Origin of the sequence: Micromonospora solifontis (genome assembly GCF_003725545.1) — a bacterium.
GTDB lineage: Bacteria > Actinomycetota > Actinomycetes > Mycobacteriales > Micromonosporaceae > Micromonospora > Micromonospora solifontis.
In genome coordinates this window covers 1-19967 of record NZ_RJLN01000035.1, presented here as the reverse complement: position 1 = coordinate 19967, position 19967 = coordinate 1, and the positions used below count along the sequence as shown (strand labels likewise).

General features: G+C 72.4%; 23 protein-coding genes. 16 read left to right on the top strand and 7 right to left on the bottom strand.

The window, feature by feature from the left end:
• Window positions 1-59 precede the first annotated feature (59 nt).
• The 7 genes from sufD to EFE23_RS14370 all read left to right on the top strand — a co-directional run bounded on the left by sufD (window position 60) and on the right by EFE23_RS14370 (window position 5302).
• The gene (sufD, locus tag EFE23_RS14400) at window positions 60-1205 is read left to right on the top strand and encodes a Fe-S cluster assembly protein SufD (RefSeq protein ID WP_123241431.1); all 1146 of its coding nucleotides are present in this window, start codon (window positions 60-62) and stop codon (window positions 1203-1205) included.
• Window positions 1205-1531 (top strand): non-heme iron oxygenase ferredoxin subunit, encoded by a 327-nt coding sequence (locus EFE23_RS14395; RefSeq protein WP_123241430.1) that lies wholly within the window; start codon window positions 1205-1207, stop codon window positions 1529-1531. Before sufD ends, EFE23_RS14395 begins: the two co-directional genes overlap by 1 nt.
• Window positions 1531-2304, top strand: a complete 774-nt coding sequence (gene sufC / locus EFE23_RS14390) for a Fe-S cluster assembly ATPase SufC (protein ID WP_123241429.1) — start codon at window positions 1531-1533, stop codon at window positions 2302-2304. Before EFE23_RS14395 ends, sufC begins: the two co-directional genes overlap by 1 nt.
• Window positions 2305-2314: 10 nt before the next feature.
• The gene (locus EFE23_RS14385; protein WP_123241428.1) at window positions 2315-3619 is read left to right on the top strand and encodes a cysteine desulfurase; all 1305 of its coding nucleotides are present in this window, start codon (window positions 2315-2317) and stop codon (window positions 3617-3619) included.
• Between the two features lie 45 nt (window positions 3620-3664).
• Window positions 3665-4141: a Fe-S cluster assembly sulfur transfer protein SufU gene (gene sufU, locus EFE23_RS14380; RefSeq protein WP_123241427.1), complete on the top strand. Its 477-nt coding sequence runs from the start codon at window positions 3665-3667 to the stop codon at window positions 4139-4141.
• A complete protein-coding gene (locus EFE23_RS14375; RefSeq protein ID WP_123241426.1) occupies window positions 4138-4500 on the top strand; it encodes a metal-sulfur cluster assembly factor in 363 nt (120 codons plus the stop codon). The genes sufU and EFE23_RS14375 overlap by 4 nt, the downstream gene beginning before the upstream one ends.
• Before the next feature lie 148 nt (window positions 4501-4648).
• Complete coding sequence (locus EFE23_RS14370) at window positions 4649-5302, top strand: acVLRF1 family peptidyl-tRNA hydrolase (RefSeq protein WP_123241462.1); 654 nt, start codon at window positions 4649-4651, stop codon at window positions 5300-5302.
• Between the two features lie 94 nt (window positions 5303-5396).
• On the opposite strand, the gene EFE23_RS14365 is transcribed toward EFE23_RS14370, so the two are convergent.
• Both EFE23_RS14365 and EFE23_RS28520 read right to left on the bottom strand, forming a co-directional pair.
• Complete coding sequence (locus EFE23_RS14365) at window positions 5397-6503, bottom strand: endonuclease/exonuclease/phosphatase family protein (protein WP_233600983.1); 1107 nt, start codon at window positions 6501-6503, stop codon at window positions 5397-5399.
• Complete coding sequence (locus EFE23_RS28520) at window positions 6500-6922, bottom strand: M15 family metallopeptidase (RefSeq protein WP_199737075.1); 423 nt, start codon at window positions 6920-6922, stop codon at window positions 6500-6502. Before EFE23_RS28520 ends, EFE23_RS14365 begins: the two co-directional genes overlap by 4 nt.
• Window positions 6923-7241: 319 nt before the next feature.
• On the opposite strand from EFE23_RS28520, the gene EFE23_RS14355 reads away from it, so the two are divergent.
• From EFE23_RS14355 to EFE23_RS14340, 5 genes are all read left to right on the top strand, one after another.
• Entirely contained in the window at window positions 7242-7937 is a 696-nt protein-coding gene (locus EFE23_RS14355) for a response regulator transcription factor (RefSeq protein WP_123241423.1), read from the top strand.
• Window positions 7930-9060, top strand: a complete 1131-nt coding sequence (locus EFE23_RS14350) for a sensor histidine kinase (RefSeq protein WP_123241461.1) — start codon at window positions 7930-7932, stop codon at window positions 9058-9060. Before EFE23_RS14355 ends, EFE23_RS14350 begins: the two co-directional genes overlap by 8 nt.
• Window positions 9061-9261: 201 nt before the next feature.
• Window positions 9262-9387 carry a hypothetical protein gene (locus EFE23_RS29295; protein ID WP_255421139.1) on the top strand — a complete coding sequence of 42 codons (126 nt, stop codon included), beginning with the start codon at window positions 9262-9264 and terminating at the stop codon, window positions 9385-9387.
• Window positions 9384-10016 carry a LysE family transporter gene (locus tag EFE23_RS14345; RefSeq protein ID WP_123241460.1) on the top strand — a complete coding sequence of 211 codons (633 nt, stop codon included), beginning with the start codon at window positions 9384-9386 and terminating at the stop codon, window positions 10014-10016. Before EFE23_RS29295 ends, EFE23_RS14345 begins: the two co-directional genes overlap by 4 nt.
• A 256-nt stretch (window positions 10017-10272) precedes the next feature.
• Window positions 10273-11490 carry an RCC1 domain-containing protein gene (locus tag EFE23_RS14340; RefSeq protein ID WP_123241422.1) on the top strand — a complete coding sequence of 406 codons (1218 nt, stop codon included), beginning with the start codon at window positions 10273-10275 and terminating at the stop codon, window positions 11488-11490.
• A gap of 106 nt (window positions 11491-11596) precedes the next feature.
• Here EFE23_RS14340 and ypfJ read toward each other — a convergent pair whose 3' ends face one another.
• On the bottom strand, window positions 11597-12511 hold the full coding sequence (gene ypfJ / locus EFE23_RS14335) for a KPN_02809 family neutral zinc metallopeptidase (RefSeq protein WP_123241459.1): 915 nt from the start codon (window positions 12509-12511) through the stop codon (window positions 11597-11599).
• Window positions 12512-12759: 248 nt separating this feature from the next.
• On the opposite strand from ypfJ, the gene EFE23_RS14330 reads away from it, so the two are divergent.
• On the top strand, window positions 12760-14367 hold the full coding sequence (locus EFE23_RS14330) for an ABC-F family ATP-binding cassette domain-containing protein (protein WP_123241421.1): 1608 nt from the start codon (window positions 12760-12762) through the stop codon (window positions 14365-14367).
• A gap of 84 nt (window positions 14368-14451) precedes the next feature.
• Here EFE23_RS14330 and EFE23_RS14325 read toward each other — a convergent pair whose 3' ends face one another.
• Complete coding sequence (locus tag EFE23_RS14325) at window positions 14452-14973, bottom strand: cadmium resistance transporter (RefSeq protein WP_233600982.1); 522 nt, start codon at window positions 14971-14973, stop codon at window positions 14452-14454.
• 213 nt (window positions 14974-15186) lie between these two features.
• On the opposite strand from EFE23_RS14325, the gene EFE23_RS14320 reads away from it, so the two are divergent.
• The 3 genes from EFE23_RS14320 (at window position 15187) to EFE23_RS14310 (ending at window position 18325) form a co-directional block, all read left to right on the top strand.
• Window positions 15187-15414, top strand: coding sequence for a helix-turn-helix domain-containing protein (locus EFE23_RS14320; RefSeq protein WP_007462679.1), 228 nt, complete (start codon window positions 15187-15189; stop codon window positions 15412-15414).
• A 46-nt stretch (window positions 15415-15460) separates the two neighbouring features.
• Window positions 15461-16228 carry an enoyl-CoA hydratase/isomerase family protein gene (locus EFE23_RS14315; RefSeq protein WP_123241419.1) on the top strand — a complete coding sequence of 256 codons (768 nt, stop codon included), beginning with the start codon at window positions 15461-15463 and terminating at the stop codon, window positions 16226-16228.
• A 114-nt stretch (window positions 16229-16342) separates the two neighbouring features.
• Window positions 16343-18325, top strand: a complete 1983-nt coding sequence (locus EFE23_RS14310; RefSeq protein ID WP_123241418.1) for an ABC transporter ATP-binding protein — start codon at window positions 16343-16345, stop codon at window positions 18323-18325.
• Here the strand turns inward: EFE23_RS14310 and mug are convergent, their stop codons facing one another.
• From mug to EFE23_RS14295, 3 genes are all read right to left on the bottom strand, one after another.
• On the bottom strand, window positions 18326-18874 hold the full coding sequence (gene mug, locus EFE23_RS14305; RefSeq protein WP_123241417.1) for a G/U mismatch-specific DNA glycosylase: 549 nt from the start codon (window positions 18872-18874) through the stop codon (window positions 18326-18328). It abuts the gene before it with no gap.
• Window positions 18871-19632 (bottom strand): SDR family oxidoreductase, encoded by a 762-nt coding sequence (locus tag EFE23_RS14300; protein ID WP_123241416.1) that lies wholly within the window; start codon window positions 19630-19632, stop codon window positions 18871-18873. The genes mug and EFE23_RS14300 overlap by 4 nt, the downstream gene beginning before the upstream one ends.
• Before the next feature lie 43 nt (window positions 19633-19675).
• A partial coding sequence (locus tag EFE23_RS14295; RefSeq protein WP_500786054.1) for an SCO6045 C-terminal-like domain-containing protein occupies window positions 19676-19967 on the bottom strand: 292 nt, incomplete at its 5' end.

Below are 19967 nucleotides of genomic sequence, written 5' to 3'. Positions count from 1 at the left end.
CCGGCCCGCCGTCCCAGGTCCAGAACTCGTCGTCCCGGAACAGACAGACCAAGGAAGAGATGACTACCCAGGCTTCCGCGCCGCCCGCGACCAAGTCGCAGGCGCTCCGCTCGTACGACGTCGCCGACTTCCCGGCCCTGACCGGCCTGGAGGAGGAGTGGCGCTTCACCCCGCTCAAGCGCCTCCGCGGTCTGGTCGGCGACGGGGCGCCGGTCGCCACCGGCACGGTCCGGCACGAGTACGCCGACCTGCCCGAGGGCGTCACCGCCGACCGGATCGGCCGGGACGACCCGCGGGTGGGCAGCGTGCTCACCCCGTTCGACCGGGTCAGCGCGCTGGCGTACGGCGGGTTCGAGCAGGCGCTGCTGGTGCGCGTCGCCGCCGACGCGGTGGTCACCGCCCCGGTGAGCCTGCGGGTGGTCGGCGAGGGCGTCGACGCGCCCGCCTTCGGCCACACCTTCGTCGAGGTGGGCCGGTTCGCCGAGGTGACCCTGGTGCTGGAGCACGCCGGCTCCGCCACCCTCGCCGACAACGTCGAGGTGGCGGTGGCCGACGGCGCGAAGCTCACCCTGGTCACCGTCGCCGACTGGGCCGACGACGCCGTGCAGGCGCAGCACCTCAAGGTCAAGCTGGGCCGGGACGCCAAGGTGATCCACGTGCAGGTCAGCCTCGGTGGCGACCTGGTCCGGCAGTACACCTCGGTGGAGTACGCCGGCCGCGGCGGCGAGGCCGAGCTGTACGGCCTCTACTTCGCCGACTCCGGGCAGCACCTGGAGCACCGGCAGTTGGTGGACCACACCGTGCCGGACTGCCGCAGCTACGTCGGCTACCGGGGCGCCCTGCAGGGCGACAGCGCGCGCACCGTCTGGGTCGGTGACGTGCTGATCCGGGCCGAGGCCACCGGCACCGACACGTACGAGATCAACCGGAACCTGCTGCTGACCGACGGCGCGCGGGCGGACTCGGTCCCCAACCTGGAGATCGAGACCGGCGAGATCGCCGGTGCCGGGCACGCGAGCGCGACCGGCCGGTTCGACGACGAGCAGCTCTTCTACCTGATGGCCCGCGGCATCCCGGCGGAGGAGGCCCGCCGCCTGGTGGTCCGGGGGTTCTTCGCCGAGCTGATCAACAAGATCCCGGTCGAGGAGCTGCGCGAGCGGCTCGGCGACGCGATCGAGGCCCGCCTCACCAAGGCAGGCGCCTGATGATCAAGATCTGTTCGACCGAGGACGTGCCGAAGGGCACCGTGATCAGCGCCGACGTCGACGGCACCCAGCTCGCCATCGTGCACGGCGAGGACGACAACTTCTACGCCGTGTACGACGAGTGCTCGCACGCCGCGGTGCCGCTCTCCGAGGGCGAGGTCGAGGGTTGCACGCTGGAATGCTGGCTGCACGGTTCCCGTTTCGACCTGCGTACTGGTGAGCCCACCGGGCTGCCCGCGACCGAACCCGTTCCCGTCTATCCCGTCGAAGTCCGCGACGGCGACATCTACGTCAGCCTGACGCCGAGCAATGGAGTGACCCGCTGATGAGCACCCTGGAGATCCGCGACCTGAAGGTGTCGGTCAAGCTGCCCGAGGGTGAGCTCAAGCCGATCCTGGCCGGGGTCGACCTGACCGTGAAGTCGGGCGAGACCCACGCCATCATGGGCCCGAACGGCTCCGGCAAGTCCACCCTGGCGTACTCGATCGCCGGTCACCCCAAGTACGAGATCACCGGCGGCTCGGTGACCCTCGACGGCGAGGACGTGCTGGCCATGTCCGTCGACGAGCGGGCCCGCGCCGGCCTCTTCCTGGCCATGCAGTACCCGGTCGAGGTGCCCGGCGTCTCCGTGGCCAACTTCCTGCGTACCGCCAAGACCGCCATCGACGGCGAGGCGCCCAAGCTGCGCACCTGGGCCGGTGAGCTGCGCGGCGCCATGGAGAAGCTCCAGATGGACCCGGCGTTCGCCCAGCGCAACGTCAACGAGGGCTTCTCCGGCGGCGAGAAGAAGCGGCACGAGATCGTGCAGCTGGAGCTGCTCAAGCCGCGGATGGCCATCCTCGACGAGACCGACTCCGGCCTCGACGTGGACGCGCTGCGCGTGGTCAGCGAGGGCGTCAACCGGGTCCGCGACACCGGCGACACCGGCCTGCTGCTGATCACCCACTACACCCGCATCCTGCGCTACATCAAGCCCGACTTCGTACACGTCTTCGTCGCCGGCCGGATCGTCGAGCAGGGCGGCCCGGAGCTGGCCGACAAGCTCGAGGAAGAGGGCTACGAGCGGTACGTCGCCGGGGCCGGTTCGGCGCGGGCCTAGCGAGCACCCGATGACCTCGATCGCGATCCCGGCGGGCATGCCGCAGTACGACGACGTGCCCCGCTTCGACGTGGCGCGGGTGCGGGCCGACTTCCCGATCCTGGACCGGGAGGTCAACGGCCACCCGCTGGTCTATCTCGACAGCGCCAACACCTCGCACAAGCCGCGCCAGGTGCTCGACGTGCTCGCCGAGCACTACGCCCGGCACAACGCCAACGTGTCGCGCTCGGTGCACACCCTCGGCACCGAGGCGACCGAGGCGTACGAGGGGGCGCGGGCGAAGGTCGCGACGTTCATCAACGCGCCGAGCGTGGACGAGGTGGTGTTCACCAAGAACTCCACCGAGGCGATCAACATCGTGGTGTACGCGTTCTCCAACGCCTCGCTGCGTCCCGACGCCGACCCGCGGTTCCGGATCGGGCCCGGCGACGAGATCGTGATCTCCGAGATGGAGCACCACTCGAACATCGTCCCGTGGCAGCTCCTCGCGGAGCGGACCGGCGCGACCCTGCGCTGGTTCCCGGTCACCGACCACGGCCGGCTCGACGAGTCCGGGCTGGCGGAGCTGGTCACCGAGCGGACGAAGATCGTCTCGCTGGTGCACACCTCCAACATCCTCGGCACGGTCAACGCCACCGCGCGGATCACCGAGCGGGTCCGTGAGGTGGGCGCCCTGCTGCTGCTCGACTGCTCCCAGTCGGTGCCACACATGCCGATGGACGTGGTCGACTACGACGCCGACTTCATCGTCTTCACCGGCCACAAGATGTGCGCCCCGACCGGCATCGGCGTGTTGTGGGGGCGGGGCGAGCTGCTCGCCGCGATGCCGCCGGTCATGGGCGGCGGCTCGATGATCGAGACGGTGTCGATGGCGCGGTCCACGTTCGCCGCGCCGCCGGCCCGGTTCGAGGCGGGCACCCCGCCGATCGCCGAGGCGGTGGCGCTGGGCGCGGCGGTGGACTACCTCAGCGGGATCGGGATGCGCGCCATCCAGTGGCACGAGAAGGAGCTGACGGCGTACGCGCTGGACGCCCTCGCCACCGTGCCGGGGCTGCGGATCTTCGGCCCGAACGTGCCGGTCGGCCGGGGGGGAACGATCTCCTTCGCGCTCGGCGACGTGCACCCGCACGACGTCGGGCAGGTGCTCGACTCGCTCGGTGTGCAGGTGCGGGTGGGACATCACTGCGCGAAGCCGGTGTGCACCCGCTTCGGCGTGCCGGCGATGACCCGGGCCTCGTTCTACCTGTACACCACGACGGAGGAGATCGACGCGCTGGTGGCCGGTCTCGAGCAGGTGCGGAAGGTGTTCGGATGAGCCGGGCGACGCCGGAGCCGGGCGAATCGATGGGAGTCCAGCCTGATGCAGCTTGAGTCGCTTTACCAGGAGATCATCCTGGACCACTACAAGCACCCGCACGGCCGTGGCCTGCGGGACGCGGCGGACCCGGACGCCCGGGTCGGCGAGGCGCACCACGTCAACCCGACCTGCGGCGACGAGATCACCGTGCGGGTGACCACCGACGGCAAGGTGTTCACCGACATCTCGTACGACGGGATGGGCTGCTCGATCAGCCAGGCGTCGGCGAGCATCCTGCACGAGCTGCTGCGCGGCCGGGCCGCGGACGACGCCACGGTGGTGCACGAGGCGTTCGTCGAGTTGATGTCCGGGCGTGGCCAGGTCACGCCGGACGAGGAGGTGCTCGGAGACGGGGTGGCGTTCGCGGGTGTCGCGCGCTACCCGGCCCGGGTGAAGTGCGCGCTGCTGTCGTGGATGGCGTTCAAGGACGCCGCGGCACGCGCCGGGGTGGGCGTGAGCCCGACGGAGGTGAAGGCATGAGCGAGGAGACCGCCACCACGCCGGCGACCGGCGGCAAGGCCGCCATCGCCGACATCGAGGAGGCGATGAAGGACGTCGTCGACCCGGAGCTGGGCATCAACGTGGTCGACCTGGGCCTGGTGTACGGCGTGCACGTCGACGACGACAACGTCGCCACCCTGGACATGACGCTGACCTCGGCGGCCTGCCCGCTCACCGACGTCATCGAGGACCAGGCCCGGCAGGCGCTGACCACCGGCCCGGGCGGCGGGCTGGTCAACGACATCCGGATCAACTGGGTGTGGCTGCCGCCGTGGGGCCCCGACAAGATCACTGACGAGGGGCGCGACCAGCTCCGCTCGCTCGGCTTCAACGTCTGATCGCCCCACCCTCCGGGCACGCCGCCGCGCCGCCCGATCGACGCCACGTCGGGGGAGGCGGGACCGTCCGGGCGAAGGCATGCCGCGACGGCGGCGGTGTGCCCGGGCTGCCCCGCGGGGAGCGGGTGCCGTGCCGTACGGTCGGGCGGTGACCAGCCGACCCGCAGCCGGGGGCGGCCGGTGGGTCGAGGTCGACCCGGGCCGCGTCGCCCGCTGGGTCGAGGGCTTCGCCGACCGGCACGGCCCGCCCACCACCACCGTCGAGGGGTACGGGCTGCTGCTCGCCGCCCCGGACGGCGCGACCGCCGAGCTGCACACCCCGCCCGGTGCTCCGGCCAGCGCCGACGTGGCCGGGTTCGTGGCGGCGGCCGGCGCGCCCCGGCGGCTCGGCCTGCTGCTGGTCCGCAAGGGCGCGGTGGCGGTGGGCGTCGCCGACGGCCCCGACCTGGTCGTCTCCAAGGTGGACAGCCGGTACGTTCAGGGGCGTACCGCCGCCGGTGGCTGGTCGCAGCAGCGGTTCGCCCGACGGCGGGACAACCAGGCGAAGGCCGCCCTGGGCGACGCCGCCGAGCTGGCCGTACGGCTGCTGCTGCCGGCGGCGCCGACCCTCGCGGCGCTGGTCTGCGGTGGCGACCGGCGGGCCGTGGACAGCGTGCTGGCCGACCGCCGGCTGGCCCCGCTCGCCGCGCTGCGCGCCGACCGGCTGCTCGACGTGCCCGAGCCTCGGCACGCGGTGCTGGTCGACGCGATCGGCGCCGCCCGCGCCGTGCACGTCCTGGTCCGCGACCCCGATCGCGACTGACCTCGATCGAGCGCGAGGGCGGCGTGTTCGGGCTGCTGTTCGCGATTCGCGCCTGAGGTGCCTCGCTCCGGAAGCGGAGCCCTCCACGGGTCGCTCACCAGCTGATGCTGGCCGCCACCGGCAGGTGGTCGCTGCCGGTGGCCGGCAGCACCCACGAACGCTCCGGCTGCACGCCGCGGACCAGGATCTGGTCGATCCGCACCACCGGGAACGCCGCTGGCCAGGTGAAGCCGAAGCCCTTCCCGGCCTCGCCCTGCGCCGACCGCATCCGCGAGGTGATCTCGGCGAACGCGCGGTCGTCCAGCGGGCCGTTCAGGTCGCCGAGCAGCACCACCCGTTGATTCCGGTCGGCGGCGATGGCCGCGCCGAGCGCCTGCGCGTTCCGGTCCCGATGGACCGTGAAGAAGCCCGCCCTGGGATTCACCCGTACGGACCCCAGGTGGGCCACGTACACCGCCAGCGGCCCCCGGTCCGTGGCCACCGTGGCGCGCAGCGCCCGGGTGTAGGCCATCCTGCTGTCGGCCGGCCTGGTTGCCGCCAGCGGCCCGGCGTCGAGCTGGATGTCGACCGGTTGGGTCTCCGACAGCGGCAGCTTGCTCCACAGCCCGACCGTGCCCTGCACGGTGTGGTACGGGTACGCCTCCGCCAGCCCCGTCTCGTACGTGCCCCGGGCCTGCTCGGTCAGCTCCACCAGAGCCAGCACGTCCGCCCCGGAGGTGGCCAGGTCGCGGGCGGTGCCGGCCGGGTCGAGATTGCCGGCGCCGACGTTGTGGGTGGCCACCGTGAGGTCGCTGCCCGGCCGGGACTTGTCGCCGAGCAGCCCGCCGAAGAGGTTCAGCCACACCATGACCGGCAGCAGCAGCGCGGCCACCGCGGCGGCGGAGCGACGCCACAGCGCCCCGGCCAGCAGCACCGGGATGAACAGGCCGAACCACGGCAGGAAGGTCTCCACCAGGCTGCCGAGGTGCCCGATCCGGTTCGGGATCTTCGCGTGCAGCAGCATGGCCAGGCCCAGCAGCAGCGCCAGCGCCGCGAGCACCGGGCCGCGCCTCCAGGGCTCCGGCCGGGCGGCGACGCGGATCGCCCGGTGGATGCCTGCCCGCCGGGTACCGGAGCCGGTGCCCCGGCGGCCGGCGCCGCCCTGCCCGGTCTCCGGCGCGTCCACCGGCGTCGCCTTCTGTCCTCGCTCACTGCCGGTCACTGCTGCATCCTCGGGTCCTCGGTGGGGTCGGCATACATGGCCGGGCATCCGTGCTCGACCGCTTCGGGGCGCAGTTCGTAGTGCCAGGCCTCGTTGCGGTAGATCTGGCACAGCCCGTACGCGGCACCGTGCCTGGCCAGCCACGCCGGCGCAGCGGAGCGCCCGAGGTCGACCGCGTCCCCCGACACGTGCGCGGACGTCGCCGCGGTGGCCACCCAGCGGGCGGCCTCGTCTTCGGAGCCGTACCTGGAGACCGCCTCGCGAAGAAGCTGATTCTGGTAGGCCGCGGACCGCCAGCCGCTGTTGACGTAGAACGTGACGTCGTCGTCCGCGGCGGCCGTCGCCGCCTGGCGGAGGGCCGCGCGGAGATCCGGATCGAGCTTCGCCACCGCGGGAACGGCGTCATCGAAGACCGTCACGCCACCGGGGACGACACCATCGGCCTGGCCGAGTCGACCACCGGCCCCTCGGGGCGCGCCGCGATGGTCACGGCGAAGCGATTGTGAGGGCGACGCGGCCGAGGACGACGGCTCTGGCCCCGGGGAGAGGCAGGCTGTGGTGATCATTCCCGCGCCGGCGATCAGGCCGACGGCAAGGAGCCGGCGGATCCGGTGGGTCCTTGTTCGTGCTGATGGTGCGGGTCGGTACATGCCGCCAGTCAAGGCAGCGGGGTGTTGCCAGCGCGTATGTTCTTTCCGATACGCCGACGATATGCGCCGGCTCGTAGCATCAAGTGACATGCGGGTGTTGATCGTCGAGGACGAGCCCTATCTGGCCGAGGCCATCCGCGATGGCCTACGCCTGGAAGCGATCGCGGCCGACATCGCAGGTGACGGCGACACCGCTCTGGAGCTGCTGAGCATCAACGCCTACGACATCGCCGTCCTCGACCGCGACATCCCCGGGCCGTCCGGTGACGAGATCGCCAAACGCATCGTCGCCTCCGGCAGCGGCATGCCGATCCTCATGCTCACCGCGGCCGACCGCCTCGACGACAAGGCCTCCGGGTTCGAACTCGGCGCCGACGACTACCTCACGAAACCTTTCGAACTTCGAGAACTCGCGCTCCGGCTCAGAGCACTCGACCGCAGACGTGGCCACAACCGGCCACCCGTGCGGGAGCTCGCAGGTCTGCGGCTGGACCCGTTCCGCAGAGAGGTCTACCGGGACGGCCACTACGTCGCGCTGACCAGGAAGCAGTTCGCCGTGCTCGAGGTCCTCGTGGCCGCCGAAGGCGGTGTCGTCAGCGCCGAAGAACTCCTGGAACGCGCGTGGGACGAGAACGCCGACCCGTTCACCAACGCCGTACGCATCACCATCTCGGCACTGCGCAAGCGCCTCGGCGAGCCCTGGATCATCGCCACGGTGCCCGGCGTCGGGTACCGCATCGACACGCAGCCGGAGGCCGGGCACGAGGGAGGTGAGCGTGGCTAGGGCATCCGGGTTGAGCGTCCGCCTCAAACTCACCCTCAGCTACGCGGGACTCCTCATGGTCGCGGGCGTCCTGCTGCTCGCAGTCGTGTGGGTGTTTCTCCTGCGTTACGTCCCCGATCAGGCGGTCACCCTCCCCGAGCGCATGCCGCCCGACGGTGGGATCTGGGGTCCCGGTCTCTTCATTCCCGGCCGGTCCGACCTCTGGCGCGCTTTCGCCCCGAAGGCGAGCATCGCGCTGTCGTTCCTGCTGGTGTTCGGTCTCGTCGGCGGGTGGCTGCTCGCCGGCCGGATGCTCGCCCCCCTGACCCGCATCACCGACGCCACCCGGATGGCCACGAACGGATCACTCTCCCACCGGATCCGGCTGCCGGGCCGCAGGGACGAGTTCCGCGAACTCGCCGACGCCTTCGACACGATGCTCACCCGGCTCGAAGCACACGTCGCCGAACAGCGGAGATTCGCAGCCAACGCCTCTCACGAGTTGCGTACCCCGCTCGCGATCTCGAAGACACTTCTCGACGTGGCCCGCGCCCATCCGAACCACGACACCGGCGAATTGATCGACCGCCTCCACGCTCTCAACACCCGGACGATCGACCTCACCGAGGCACTGCTCCTGCTCAGCCGCGCTGGGCAGCGGTCCTTCACGCGAGAATGCGTGGACCTGTCCCTCCTGGCGGAAGAAGCCACCGAAACCCTTCTCCCCCTCGCCGAAAAGCGCGGTGTCACCATCGAGACCTGCGGCGACATCACCCCCACGATGGGATCGCAGGCGCTCCTGCTGCAGTTGACCATGAACCTCGTGCACAACGCGATCGTCCACAACCTGCCGGGACAGGGCGCCGTGTGGGTCACTACCAGCCTCCGCGCCAGGACGGTGCTGCTCACCGTCGAAAATACCGGCGAGCAGCTCACCCCAGCGCTGGCCTCGACACTCACCGAACCATTCCAGCGCGGCACCGAGCGCGTATACAGCGACCACGCAGGCGTCGGCCTCGGCCTGGCGATCGTCAAGACCATCACCCACGCACACGACGGAACACTCACCCTCACTCCGCGCGCCGCCGGCGGGCTCCGCATCGCTGTCGAGCTACCCGCGGCAGCCCCGCCCATCGACAGATGACGCATCAGTGACGCGGACGTCTCCGGGGCACTTCTCCCGGGCGGCGCTCGATCCTGGATGTGGTGGCCTCGTGGCGCGGCTGAGGACACCAATCCAGGATCCAGCCGGATCTTGGACGGCGGCGCGGCGGGGCGGCGGCGGGCCGGCGGCGTGGGGGCGTGGCGGGGGTGGGGCGGGGAAACCCGGTGGCGGAGGGCGGGGGTGGGGACGCAGGATGAGCGGGTGATCGAGGCGTACCCGAAGCAGGTTCCTGTCCGCGCGGCCACCGCCGCGCGTCGACAGCGCACCGTGCCGTGGTCCGCCCCGACCCGCCGCTCACCGTCGTGAGCGGGGCGTTCCTCGCCGGTGTGGTGGCCGGCTACGGTGTCGCCGTCCCGGTGGGCGCGATCGCGATCCTCATTCTCGGGCTGAGCGCCCGTACCTCGTTCCGGGTCGGTGCGGCCGCCGCGCTGGCCGTGGCAACCGCCGACGGGCTCTACGCCGCCGTCGCCGCCTTCGGTGGGGCCGGTCTCGCGGGGTTCATCGCGCCGGTCGCCGGGCCGCTGCGGGTGGTCGCCGCCCTGGTCCTGCTCGGGCTGGCCGGTCACGGGCTGTGGCGGGCCTGGTCCGCCCGGCGTTCCGGGGTGACCCCGGAGGCGCCGACGGGCCGGGGGCTCAGCACCCCCGGCCGGGCCTACGCGGCGGTGCTCGGGCTGACCATGTTGAACCCCACCACGGTGCTCTACTTCGCCGCGCTGGTGCTCGGCCGGCAGGAGGCCGCGGACCTGGACGGGGCGACCGCGGGGCTCTTCGTGGCCGGCGCGTTCCTGGCCTCGGCGAGCTGGCAACTGCTCGTCGCCGGCGGTGGCAGCGTGGTGGGCCGGGCGCTCGCCGGGCCGCGTGGGCGCCTGCTCACCGGCCTGCTCTCCAGCGCCCTGATCGCCGCCCTCGCCGTGGCCGCCCTGCTGTCCGGCTGACCGCTGCCCGCCCGGCCCGCACCGCCGTCCGGCGGGCCGGGCGTCGCTCCCGCCCCGCCGCCCGTGCGGTCCACATCCTGGTCCGCTGAGCGGGAAAGATCCGCATCAAGGCGGTCAATCCAACCCGTCGATGGTGCATCGAATCGACTCGATGCATAAGGTCGGTGCCACGAAGTGGTGGGTCTCCGGGCGACCCGCCGGGGCAGCTTCCGTCTCCGTCATCCAGGCACCGACATCGTTGGGAGAGAGCACGTACATGAACGGATATCAGGACGGCCGGCTGCGGACCCGGTGGCGCCGTGCGGCCCGGCTTTTCGCCGCCGCGGCGGCGTTGTCCATCGGTAGCGCCGCACTCACCGCCGCGCTGACGGTCGGCACGGCGGCCGCGAGCGTCAGCGCTGCCGAAGACGCGGCCCTGGCCGCCCCGGCGGTCTCCGGCGTGACCACGGGCGGCGCGCACACCTGTGCCGTCCTCGCCGACGGGGGCCTCTCGTGCTGGGGCGCGAACTACAGCGGCCAGCTCGGCGACGGCACCACCACGAGCCGGAGCACCCCGGCCCGGGTCGGCACCGCCACCTGGGTTGGTGTCGACGCCGGCACCAGCCACACCTGCGCGGTGCGGACCGACGGGACGCTGTGGTGCTGGGGCGCGAACAGCCGGGGCCAGCTCGGTGACGGGACCACCACGCGGCGGAGCACCCCGACGCAGGTCGGCACCGCCACGACCTGGGCCCGGGTCAGCGCCGGCTACGAGCACACCTGCGCCGTGCGCACCGACGGCACTCTCTGGTGCTGGGGCTTCAACCGGACCTCCCAGTTGGGCGTCGGCACCTCGCCCTACGTCGCCACCACCCCGCTGCAGGTCGGCACGGCGACCAACTGGGCGAATGTCACGACCGGCTTCGCACACAGCTGCGGCATCCGCACCGACGGGACGCTGTGGTGCTGGGGTTACAGCTCGGACGGGCAGCTCGGTCTCGGCAGCCTGGGCTCGCAGACCACGCCGGCGCAGGTCGGCACCGCGACCACCTGGACCGGCGTGACGGCCGGGTACGCCCACACCTGTGCGGTCCGCTCCGGCACCCTGTGGTGCTGGGGTGAGAACGGGTACGGCCAGCTGGGTGTGAGCGGCACCTACCAGACCGCGCCGGTCCAGGTCGGCACGGACACCACCTGGAGCAGGGTCGGCGGGAGCGGCGACACGTCGTGCGCGGCCCGCACCGACGGCAGCCTGTGGTGCTGGGGCGAGAACTCGTCGGGACAGGTCGGCGACGGCACCACCACCCACCGGAACGCGCCCAGCCGGGTCGGCACCGCCACCACCTGGACCGGCGGCCTGGACGTCCGCTCCCACGGCTGCGCGGTCCGCACCGACGGCGGCCTGTGGTGCTGGGGCGACAACAGCGGTGGGCAGTTGGGTGATGGCACCACCACCCAGCGGTCCACCCCGGCCCAGGTAACCCTGCTGGGCTGACCAACCTGGTCACGACGCGGGCCGTCGGCCTGACCGCTGGCGGGGTGTCAGCGGCACAGGCCGACGGCCCGGTGTCGTGGCGCCGGTCAGTCGGCGCCGGAGGAACTCACTGCCCGCTGCCGAAGGTGTCGCAGGCCTTCGGGTCGCCGGTCGAGTAGCCCTTGGTGAACCACTGCTTGCGCTGCTCCGAGGTACCGTGGGTGAACTCGTCCGGGTTCACCGGCCGGCCGGCGCGCTTCTGGATGGCGTCGTCGCCGATCTTCTCGGCGGTGTCGATGGCCTGCTGGATGTCCTGCTCGGTGATGCTCTTGAAGATCTTCTGGCCCCGCTCGTCGGCGGTGCCGGTGGCGTTCTTGGCCCAGGCGCCGGCGTAGCAGTCCGCCTGCAGCTCCAGCTTCACCGACAGCGTGTTGGCGCTGTTCGGGTCGCGCTGCTGCTGGCGGCGCATCTGCGCCTCGGTACCGAGCAGGTCCTGCACGTGGTGGCCGTACTCGTGGGCCAGCACGTACGGCTGGGCGAACTCGCCCTCCGCGCCGAGCTGGTCGGCGAGCAGCCGGTAGAAGGTGAGGTCGATGTAGACCAGGTCGTCGGCCGGGCAGTAGAACGGCCCGACGCCGGAGTCGGCCTGACCGCAGCCGGTGTTCACGTTCTGGCTGAAGAAGACGGTCTTCGACGGCTGGTACTGCTCGCCGAACACCTCCGGCAGGGCGGTGCGCCAGTACGCCTGGATCGAGTTCACGTACAGGGTGTTACGGCAGTCGAGCTGCTGCAGCGCGTCCTGCGCCGAGCACTTCTGCTCCAGGGAGCTGTTGTCGCCCTGGTCGGAGCCGCCGCCTCCGCTCATTGCGTTCAGCCCGAAGCCGCCGCCGACCAGGGCGACGAGCACGGCGATGATGATGCCCACGATCCCGCCCCGGCCGCCGCCGATCGGGATCGGAATGCCCATCCCGCCGCCTCCGCCGGACCCTCGCCGATCGTCCACCTGGCTGGTGTCGATGCGCGCGTTCTCGTTCAGCTCCATGTTGACCCCGATCACCGATTAGTCCCTGTGTAGTGGTTGCGGTACCGGACCGGGTCCGGACGGCGTTTTCGGTACCCGATGATCTTGCCGGGTAATCCGCATCGGTCGCGCCGGGCCGCCCGGTACAATTGCCCCCGTGCTGCGCTGCGAAGGCTGAACCGCCCCGCGCCGACGGGAACTGATGACCCGCCGGCGCTTTCGCGTGCCCTGAGTCAGCCTTTCCGGACCCCGAGAGCGAGTACCTCGAAATGATCACTGCCACCGGCCTGGAGTTGCGCGCCGGTTCCCGGATCCTGCTGTCCGACACCACCCTGCGGGTGCAGCCGGGCGACCGGATCGGCCTGGTCGGCCGCAACGGCGCCGGCAAGACCACCACCCTGAAGGTCCTCGCCGGGGAGGGCCAGCCGTACGCCGGGCAGATCGACCGGCGCAGCGCGATCGGCTACCTCCCGCAGGACCCGCGTACCGGCGACCTCGAGGTCACCGGGCGCGACCGGGTGCTCTCCGCCCGGGGGCTGGACGTGCTCATGGCGCAGATGAAGGAGGTGGAGACCAAGCTCGCCGAGGGCGCCGACGACGAGCGGCTGGTCCGTCGCTACGGGTTGCTGGAGGACCAGTTCGCCTCCCTCGGCGGCTACGCGGCGGAGGCCGAGGCGGCCCGGATCTGCGCCAACCTGGGGCTGCCCGACCGCGCCCTGGCGCAGACCATCGGCACCCTCTCCGGCGGCCAGCGCCGCCGGATCGAACTGGCCCGGATCCTGTTCCGGGACGCCGGGGAGAACGGCGGCGGCATCCTGCTGCTCGACGAGCCCACCAACCACCTCGACGCCGACTCGATCACCTGGCTGCGCGGCTTCCTGGCCAACCACAAGGGCGGCCTGATCGTGATCTCCCACGACGCCTCGCTGCTGGAGGCGGTGGTCAACAAGGTCTGGTTCCTGGACGCCACCCGGTCCGTGGTCGACGTCTACAACCTGGGCTGGAAGGCGTACCTGGAGGCGCGGGAGACCGACGAGCGGCGTCGCCGCCGGGAGCGGGCCAACGCCGAGAAGAAGGCCGGCGCGCTGATGGCCCAGGCGGACAAGATGCGGGCCAAGGCCACCAAGACCGTCGCCGCCCAGAACATGGCCCGCCGGGCCGAGAAGCTGCTGTCCGGCCTGGATGAGGTCCGGGTCGCGGACAAGGTGGCGAAGGTCCGGTTCCCCACGCCGACACCGTGCGGCAAGACCCCGCTCACCGCCACCGGCCTGTCCAAGTCGTACGGGTCGCTGGAGATCTTCACGGACGTGAACGTGGCGGTGGACCGCGGCTCCCGGGTGGCCATTCTGGGCCTCAACGGCGCCGGCAAGACCACCCTGCTGCGGATGCTCGGCGGGCTGCTCGAACCGGACACCGGCGAGGTACGCCCCGGCCACGGGCTGCGCCTGGGCTACTACGCCCAGGAGCACGAGACCCTGGACGTGGACCGGACCATCCTGGAGCACATGCGCAGCGCGGCGCCGGAGCAGACCGACACCGACCTCCGCAAGATCCTCGGCGCGTTCCTGTTCTCCGGCGAGGACGTCGACAAGCCGGCCGGGGTGCTCTCCGGTGGCGAGAAGACCCGGCTGGCCCTGGCCACCCTGGTCTGCTCGGGCGCCAACGTGCTGCTGTTGGACGAGCCGACGAACAACCTCGACCCGGTCAGCCGGGAGCAGGTGCTCGATGCGATCGCCCGCTACCCGGGCGCCATCGTGCTGGTCACCCACGACCCGGGCGCGGTCAGCGCGCTCAAGCCCGACCGCGCCATCCTGCTCCCCGACGGCGACGAGGACGCCTGGTCCGACGACCTCCTCGAACTAGTAGAACTCGCCTGACGGCGCCCCGCCGTCCCCGGCCGGCTGCGTCGATCATGAAGTTGGCGGCAGTTTTGGAGATCCACAACGCCGCCAACTTCATGATCACCGTCGGGTGCGGGTGGGGTCGACCAGGCCCACCACCTGCGGGTGGCCGCCGAGCCGGGCGGCGACCGCGCACCAGGCCGCCACCAGCGCGGCGAAGACCAGGAGCCAGACCAAGCCGGCGGCCGGGTCGAGGGACCGAAACACCGGCACGTACACCGCGATGTTGTCGGCGCCGTTGGCGATGGTCACCCCGGCCACCCCGAGCAGGCCGCCGACCACGGCCGGCGGCTCGTCGTCGGCGGAGCGGGCCAGCAGCGCACGGACCCCGAGCGCGATCGGGAGCAGCCCGAGCAGGCCGGTCCAGGGATCGGGTACGACCAGCAACCCGGCGGCGGCCACCGCGGCGGCGGCCACCAGCGCGCCGATGCCGAGGTACTGCCCGGCCACGATGTGCCGGGGGCGGGGCCGGCCGGTGCGGCGGGCCGCCACGAACAACACGGTGAGCACGACGACGTCGTCGATGTTGGTGGCGGTGAACACCAGGGCGGCGGCGGCCGCGGCGGCGAGCGGTTCGGTCACCCGAGGGAGGGTACGGTTCGGCCGGCCGGTCGGCCCGCCGTGATCCACCCGGGCGGGCCGGGCTGACCGGTCAGAAGGATCACTCTATCGGGAAGCTGACATTGCATAGCGTGTCGGTTGGCGAAGAGTTGATATCTGGCGCATGATCGTTCGAGGCGGTCTAATAGGTGGGACCGTATCCGAACCGCACAGTCTGGGACGTGAGGACACAGCATGGCAGCCACCGGCACAGCCACCAGCACTGAGAAGGGTCGCCGGATCGTCGGGGCCGAGCGTCAGACGCTCGCCAAGGACCTGGTAAAGCGGTACACCTCCGGGGAGAGCATCCGTGCGCTCGCGGCCTCGACCGGCCGTTCCTACGGGTTCATCCACCGGGTGCTCACCGAGTCCGGCGTGCAGTTGCGGCAGCGTGGCGGCGCCCGGCGCCGCAAGAAGGCGTGACCCGCCCACCAGCGTCGTCCATCAGCGCACTGCCCCGGGCGGTCCGGTGACCGCCGAGACGACCGGGGTGCGCTTCGACTGCGACGGGCCGGTCGCGACGGTCACGTTGTGCCGGCCCGACGTGCTCAATGCCCAGACCCCGGCGATGTGGCGCGCGATGAGCGACTTCTCCCGGGATCTGCCCGGCGACGTCCGGGTCGTGGTCGTGCGCGGCGAGGGTCGGGCCTTCTCCGCCGGCCTGGACCTGTCGGTGGCCGGCGCCTCCGGCCCGGGCTCCTTCGCCGAGTTGTCCACCCTGCCCGAGCAGGAGTGCGCCGACCGGATCGCCGTGTACCAGGGCGGTTTCACCTGGCTGCACCGCCCCGATGTGATCTCGGTCGCCGCGGTGCAGGGCCACGCCATCGGCGCCGGCTTCCAGCTCGCCCTCGCCTGCGACCTGCGGGTGCTCGCCGAGGACGCCAGGCTCTCCATGGCCGAGGTGACCCTAGGCCTGGTCCCGGACCTCGCCGGCACCAAGCGTCTCGTGGAGCTGGTCGGCTACTCCCGCGCCCTGGAGATCTGCGCCACCGGCCGGCGGATGGACGCCGCCGAGGCGGACCGGATCGGGCTGGCCACCCTGGTGGTGCCCGGCGCCGAGCTGGACGCCGCGGTGCGCGACCTGACCGCCGGCCTGCTGGCCAACAACCGGGACGCGATCGTGGAGATCAAGGCGCTGCTGGCCGGGGCGGCCGGGCGCACCCACGCGGAGCAGCAGCGGGCCGAGCGCGAGGCGCAGACCCGGCGGCTGCGCGATCTGGCCGGGCGGGGAGAATAGTAAGGATCGTTCGGGAAGATCCGGGTTACTCGCGAGGTTGTCGTAGTCGTCGGGAGAATTGACCCGACGGTCCCTGGCTGCCCGACCACCCGGAGGTGACGAGTGTCCAACCACATGGCCGGTGGTGGCATGGCGGGCTGGAGCATGCTCCGGTCGATGCGCAACCAGGACGAGATCTCCACCCACCAACTCAAGCGCGGCACCGCCAAGCGGATCGTCGCGTTCGCCCGGCCCTATCGGCGCGACATCATCGTCTTCCTGCTCACCGTGGTGATCGCCGCCGTGATCGGGGTGGCCACCCCGCTGCTCGCCGGTGATGTCATCGACGCGATCGCCGGCGGCGCTTCCGACGCGGGCGCCACGGTGGTCAAGCTCGCCCTGATCATCGCCGTGCTGGCGGTCGCCGACGCGCTCTTCTCGCTGGCGCAGCGCTGGTATTCGGCCCGCATCGGCGAGGGCATCATCCTCGACCTGCGCACCCGGGTCTACGACCACGTGCAGCGGATGCCGCTGCAGTTCTTCACCCGGACGCAGACCGGCGCGCTGGTCAGCCGGCTCAACAACGACGTGCTCGGCGCCCAGCGGGCCTTCACCTCGACCCTGTCCGGCGTGGTCAGCAACGTCATCCAGCTGGTGCTCACCGCCGGGGCGATGCTGATCCTCTCCTGGCAGATCACCCTGCTGGCGCTGGTACTGCTGCCGATCTTCATCATCCCCGCCCGCCGGGTCGGCCGCCGGCTGGCCGAGATCACCCGCGAGTCGTACAACCTCGACGCGAAGATGAACGCCACCATGACCGAGCGGTTCGGCGTCGCCGGCGCGCTGCTGGTCAAGCTCTTCGGCTCGCCCGAGGTGGAGGCGGCCCGGTTCGCCGGCCGGGCCGAGCGGGTCCGCGACATCGGCATCCAGTCCGCCATGTACTCGCGCACCTTCTTCGTGGCCATGCTGCTCGTCGCCTCGCTCGCCCAGGCGCTCACCTACGGCCTCGGTGGCTGGCTCGCCGTCACGGGCGCGGTCAGCGCGGGCACCGTGGTGAAGCTCGCGCTGCTGCTCACCCGCCTGTACGGTCCGCTCACCGCGCTGTCCAACGTCCGGGTGGACGTGATGAGCGCGCTGGTCTCGTTCGACCGCGTCTTCGAGGTGCTCGACCTGCGCCCCGGCATCGCGGAGAAGCCCGACGCGGTGCCGGTGCCCCGCGGCAACGGCCGGGTCGAGTTCCGCGACGTGCGGTTCCGCTACCCGAGCGCCGCCGAGGTGTCGCTGGCCTCCCTGGAGGAGGTCGCCGCGCTGGACCGCACGGTCAACGAGCCGGTGCTCAAGGGCGTCTCGTTCAGCGTCGAGCCCGGGCGGATGGTGGCCCTGGTCGGCCCGTCCGGCGCCGGCAAGTCGACGCTGTCCATGCTGATCTCCCGGATCTACGACGTGACCGACGGGCAGGTGCTGGTCGGCGGGGTCGACGTCCGGGACGCCACCCTGGCCTCGCTGCGCGACGAGATCGGCGTGGTCACCCAGGACTCCCACCTGTTCCACGAGACCATCCGGGAGAATCTGCGCTACGCCAAGCCGGACGCCACCGACGACGAGATCTGGGCCGCCCTCGCCGGCGCGCAGGTCGCCGATCTGGTCCGGGCGCTGCCCGACGGGCTCGACACCACCGTCGGCGAGCGGGGCTACCGCTTCTCCGGCGGTGAGAAGCAGCGCATCGCCATCGCCCGGCTGCTGCTCAAGGCCCCGTCGATCGTCATCCTCGACGAGGCCACCGCGCACCTGGATTCGGAGAGCGAGGCGGCGGTGCAGCGGGCGCTGTCGGTGGCGCTGACCGGGCGTACCGCGCTGGTGATCGCGCACCGGCTCTCCACCGTGCGGGACGCCGACCAGATCCTGGTGCTGGACGAGGGGCGGATCGTCGAGCGCGGCCGGCACGAGGAGCTGGTCGCCGTCGGCGGCCTCTACGCCGAGCTCTACCGCACCCAGTTCGCGGTCGCCGACTCGCCCACCCCGCACGCCGAGGTCGACCAGCCGGAGCCGGTGGTCACCACGGTGCCCCTGGGCACGTACGTGGCGCAGGAGGCGCTGCCCCCGGCCGCCGCCAACTAGCTAGACCGCGGCGCGCAGCTCACCGAAGGCGGCGCCGAGCGTCTCCGGGGTGAAGTGGGCGTTCAGGCCGCTCGGGTTCGGCAGTACCCACAGCCGGGCCGGGCCGAGCCGCTCCGGCTGCGGGCCGAAGCCGGCCTTGGGCCGGGCGAAGCCGATCCGGTAGGCGGTCACCCCGACCACCGCCACCCAACGCGGCCGGTATCGCTCCACCTTCGCGGTGAGCACCTCCGCGCCGGCCACCAGTTCCTCGGCGGTCAGTTCGTCGGCCCGGGCGCTGGCCCGGGCCACCATGTTGGTGCTGCCGAGCCCGAGCGCGGGCAGCTCGTCCTGCTCGCTGGGGTGCAGTTGGCGGGGGGTGAAGCCGCCCCGGTGCAGCGCCGGCCAGAACCGGTTGCCCGGCCGGGCGAAGTGCCAGCCGGTCGCCGCCGACCACAGCCCGGGGTTGATCCCGACGAAGAGCACGTCGAGGCCGGGGGCGATCACGTCCGGGAGGAGCTTGTCGGCGGCCGCCGCGAGCTGCTCCCTGGTCGGGCGCGGATAGCGGCTCACAGGCCGCGCAGCGCGCCGCCGTCGACCGGCACGGTCACCCCGGTGACGTAGCTGGCGGCGGGGGAGAGCAGGAAGGCGGCCACCCGGCCGAACTCCGCCGGGTCACCGACGCGGCCGAGCGGAATGGCGGCCTCGGCCTCCGTCCGGGCCCGCTCCGGGTCGCCGGTGGCCGCGAACAGCTCCCGGTTGCGGTCGGTGAGGATCCGCCCGGGCAGCAGGCTGACCACCCGTACGCCGCGCGGGGCGAACTCGTCGGCCATGTCCTTGGCCACCCCGGCCAGGCCGGGCCGCAGGCCGTTGGAGATGCCGAGGCCGGGCACCGGCCCCCGGGTCGAGGTGGACAGGACCAGGCCGATCGCGCCGCCGCCGGTGAGCGCGGCGGCCACCGTACGGGCGGCACGGACGGTGCCCAGGAAGACCGTCTCGAAGGACTCCCGCCACTGCTCGTCGGTGACCTGGGCGGCGGTGCCCCGGGGCGGGCCGCCGACCGAGATCAGCGCGCCGTCGAGCCGGCCGAACTGCTCCCGTGCCGCCGCGACGAGGCGCTGCGGGGTGCCCGGGTCGGTCAGGTCGGCGGTCAGCCCGATCGCCCGCTCGGGGCCGCCGAGCGCCTCGACCGCCTCGGCCACCCGCTCGGGCACCCGGGCCGAGATCACCACCCGGGCGCCGTCGGCGACGAGGGCGTGGGCGGTGGCGAGGCCGAGGCCGCGGGAGGCGCCGGTGAGGACGTACACCCGGTTGGCGAGTCCGAGATCCATGGGCCCGATCCTGCCGTACCCCCGACCCGGCTGCCACCTCGCCTCAGCGGTCGGCGGGGCGGAGCAGGCGTACCCGGCCGGCGACCTGCACCGCGACGGCGCCGCCGGTCCGGGCGACGGCGGGCAGCCGGCGCGGCCGGGGCGCGGCGTGGCCGTCGTAGCGGGCGGTGGCGTCCCGGGTGGCCAGTTCCTCGGCGCCGAGCGGTGGCAGGCTGCCGCGGTCCCGCAGGTAGCGGGCCAGGTCCCAACCGTCGCGCAGGGACCCGTTGGTGGGGCGGTCCGCCGCCCAGCCGGCGAACGTCGCCGTCCAGTCGGGGCCGAGGCCGGCGGCGAGC

Bases quoted from the DNA above. Each gene is read 5' to 3' on its own strand.
- EFE23_RS14320 (WP_007462679.1), top strand. From the start codon at position 15,187: ATGGCAGCCACCGGCACAGCCACCAGCACTGAGAAGGGTCGCCGGATC.
- sufC (WP_123241429.1), top strand. From the start codon at position 1,531: ATGAGCACCCTGGAGATCCGCGACCTGAAGGTGTCGGTCAAGCTGCCC.
- ypfJ (WP_123241459.1), bottom strand. From the start codon at position 12,511: ATGGAGCTGAACGAGAACGCGCGCATCGACACCAGCCAGGTGGACGAT.
- sufU (WP_123241427.1), top strand. From the start codon at position 3,665: ATGCAGCTTGAGTCGCTTTACCAGGAGATCATCCTGGACCACTACAAG.
- EFE23_RS14395 (WP_123241430.1), top strand. From the start codon at position 1,205: ATGATCAAGATCTGTTCGACCGAGGACGTGCCGAAGGGCACCGTGATC.
- EFE23_RS14385 (WP_123241428.1), top strand. From the start codon at position 2,315: ATGACCTCGATCGCGATCCCGGCGGGCATGCCGCAGTACGACGACGTG.
- sufD (WP_123241431.1), top strand. From the start codon at position 60: ATGACTACCCAGGCTTCCGCGCCGCCCGCGACCAAGTCGCAGGCGCTC.
- EFE23_RS14375 (WP_123241426.1), top strand. From the start codon at position 4,138: ATGAGCGAGGAGACCGCCACCACGCCGGCGACCGGCGGCAAGGCCGCC.
- EFE23_RS14310 (WP_123241418.1), top strand. From the start codon at position 16,343: ATGGCCGGTGGTGGCATGGCGGGCTGGAGCATGCTCCGGTCGATGCGC.
- EFE23_RS14340 (WP_123241422.1), top strand. From the start codon at position 10,273: ATGAACGGATATCAGGACGGCCGGCTGCGGACCCGGTGGCGCCGTGCG.
- EFE23_RS14300 (WP_123241416.1), bottom strand. From the start codon at position 19,632: ATGGATCTCGGACTCGCCAACCGGGTGTACGTCCTCACCGGCGCCTCC.
- EFE23_RS14330 (WP_123241421.1), top strand. From the start codon at position 12,760: ATGATCACTGCCACCGGCCTGGAGTTGCGCGCCGGTTCCCGGATCCTG.
- EFE23_RS14355 (WP_123241423.1), top strand. From the start codon at position 7,242: ATGCGGGTGTTGATCGTCGAGGACGAGCCCTATCTGGCCGAGGCCATC.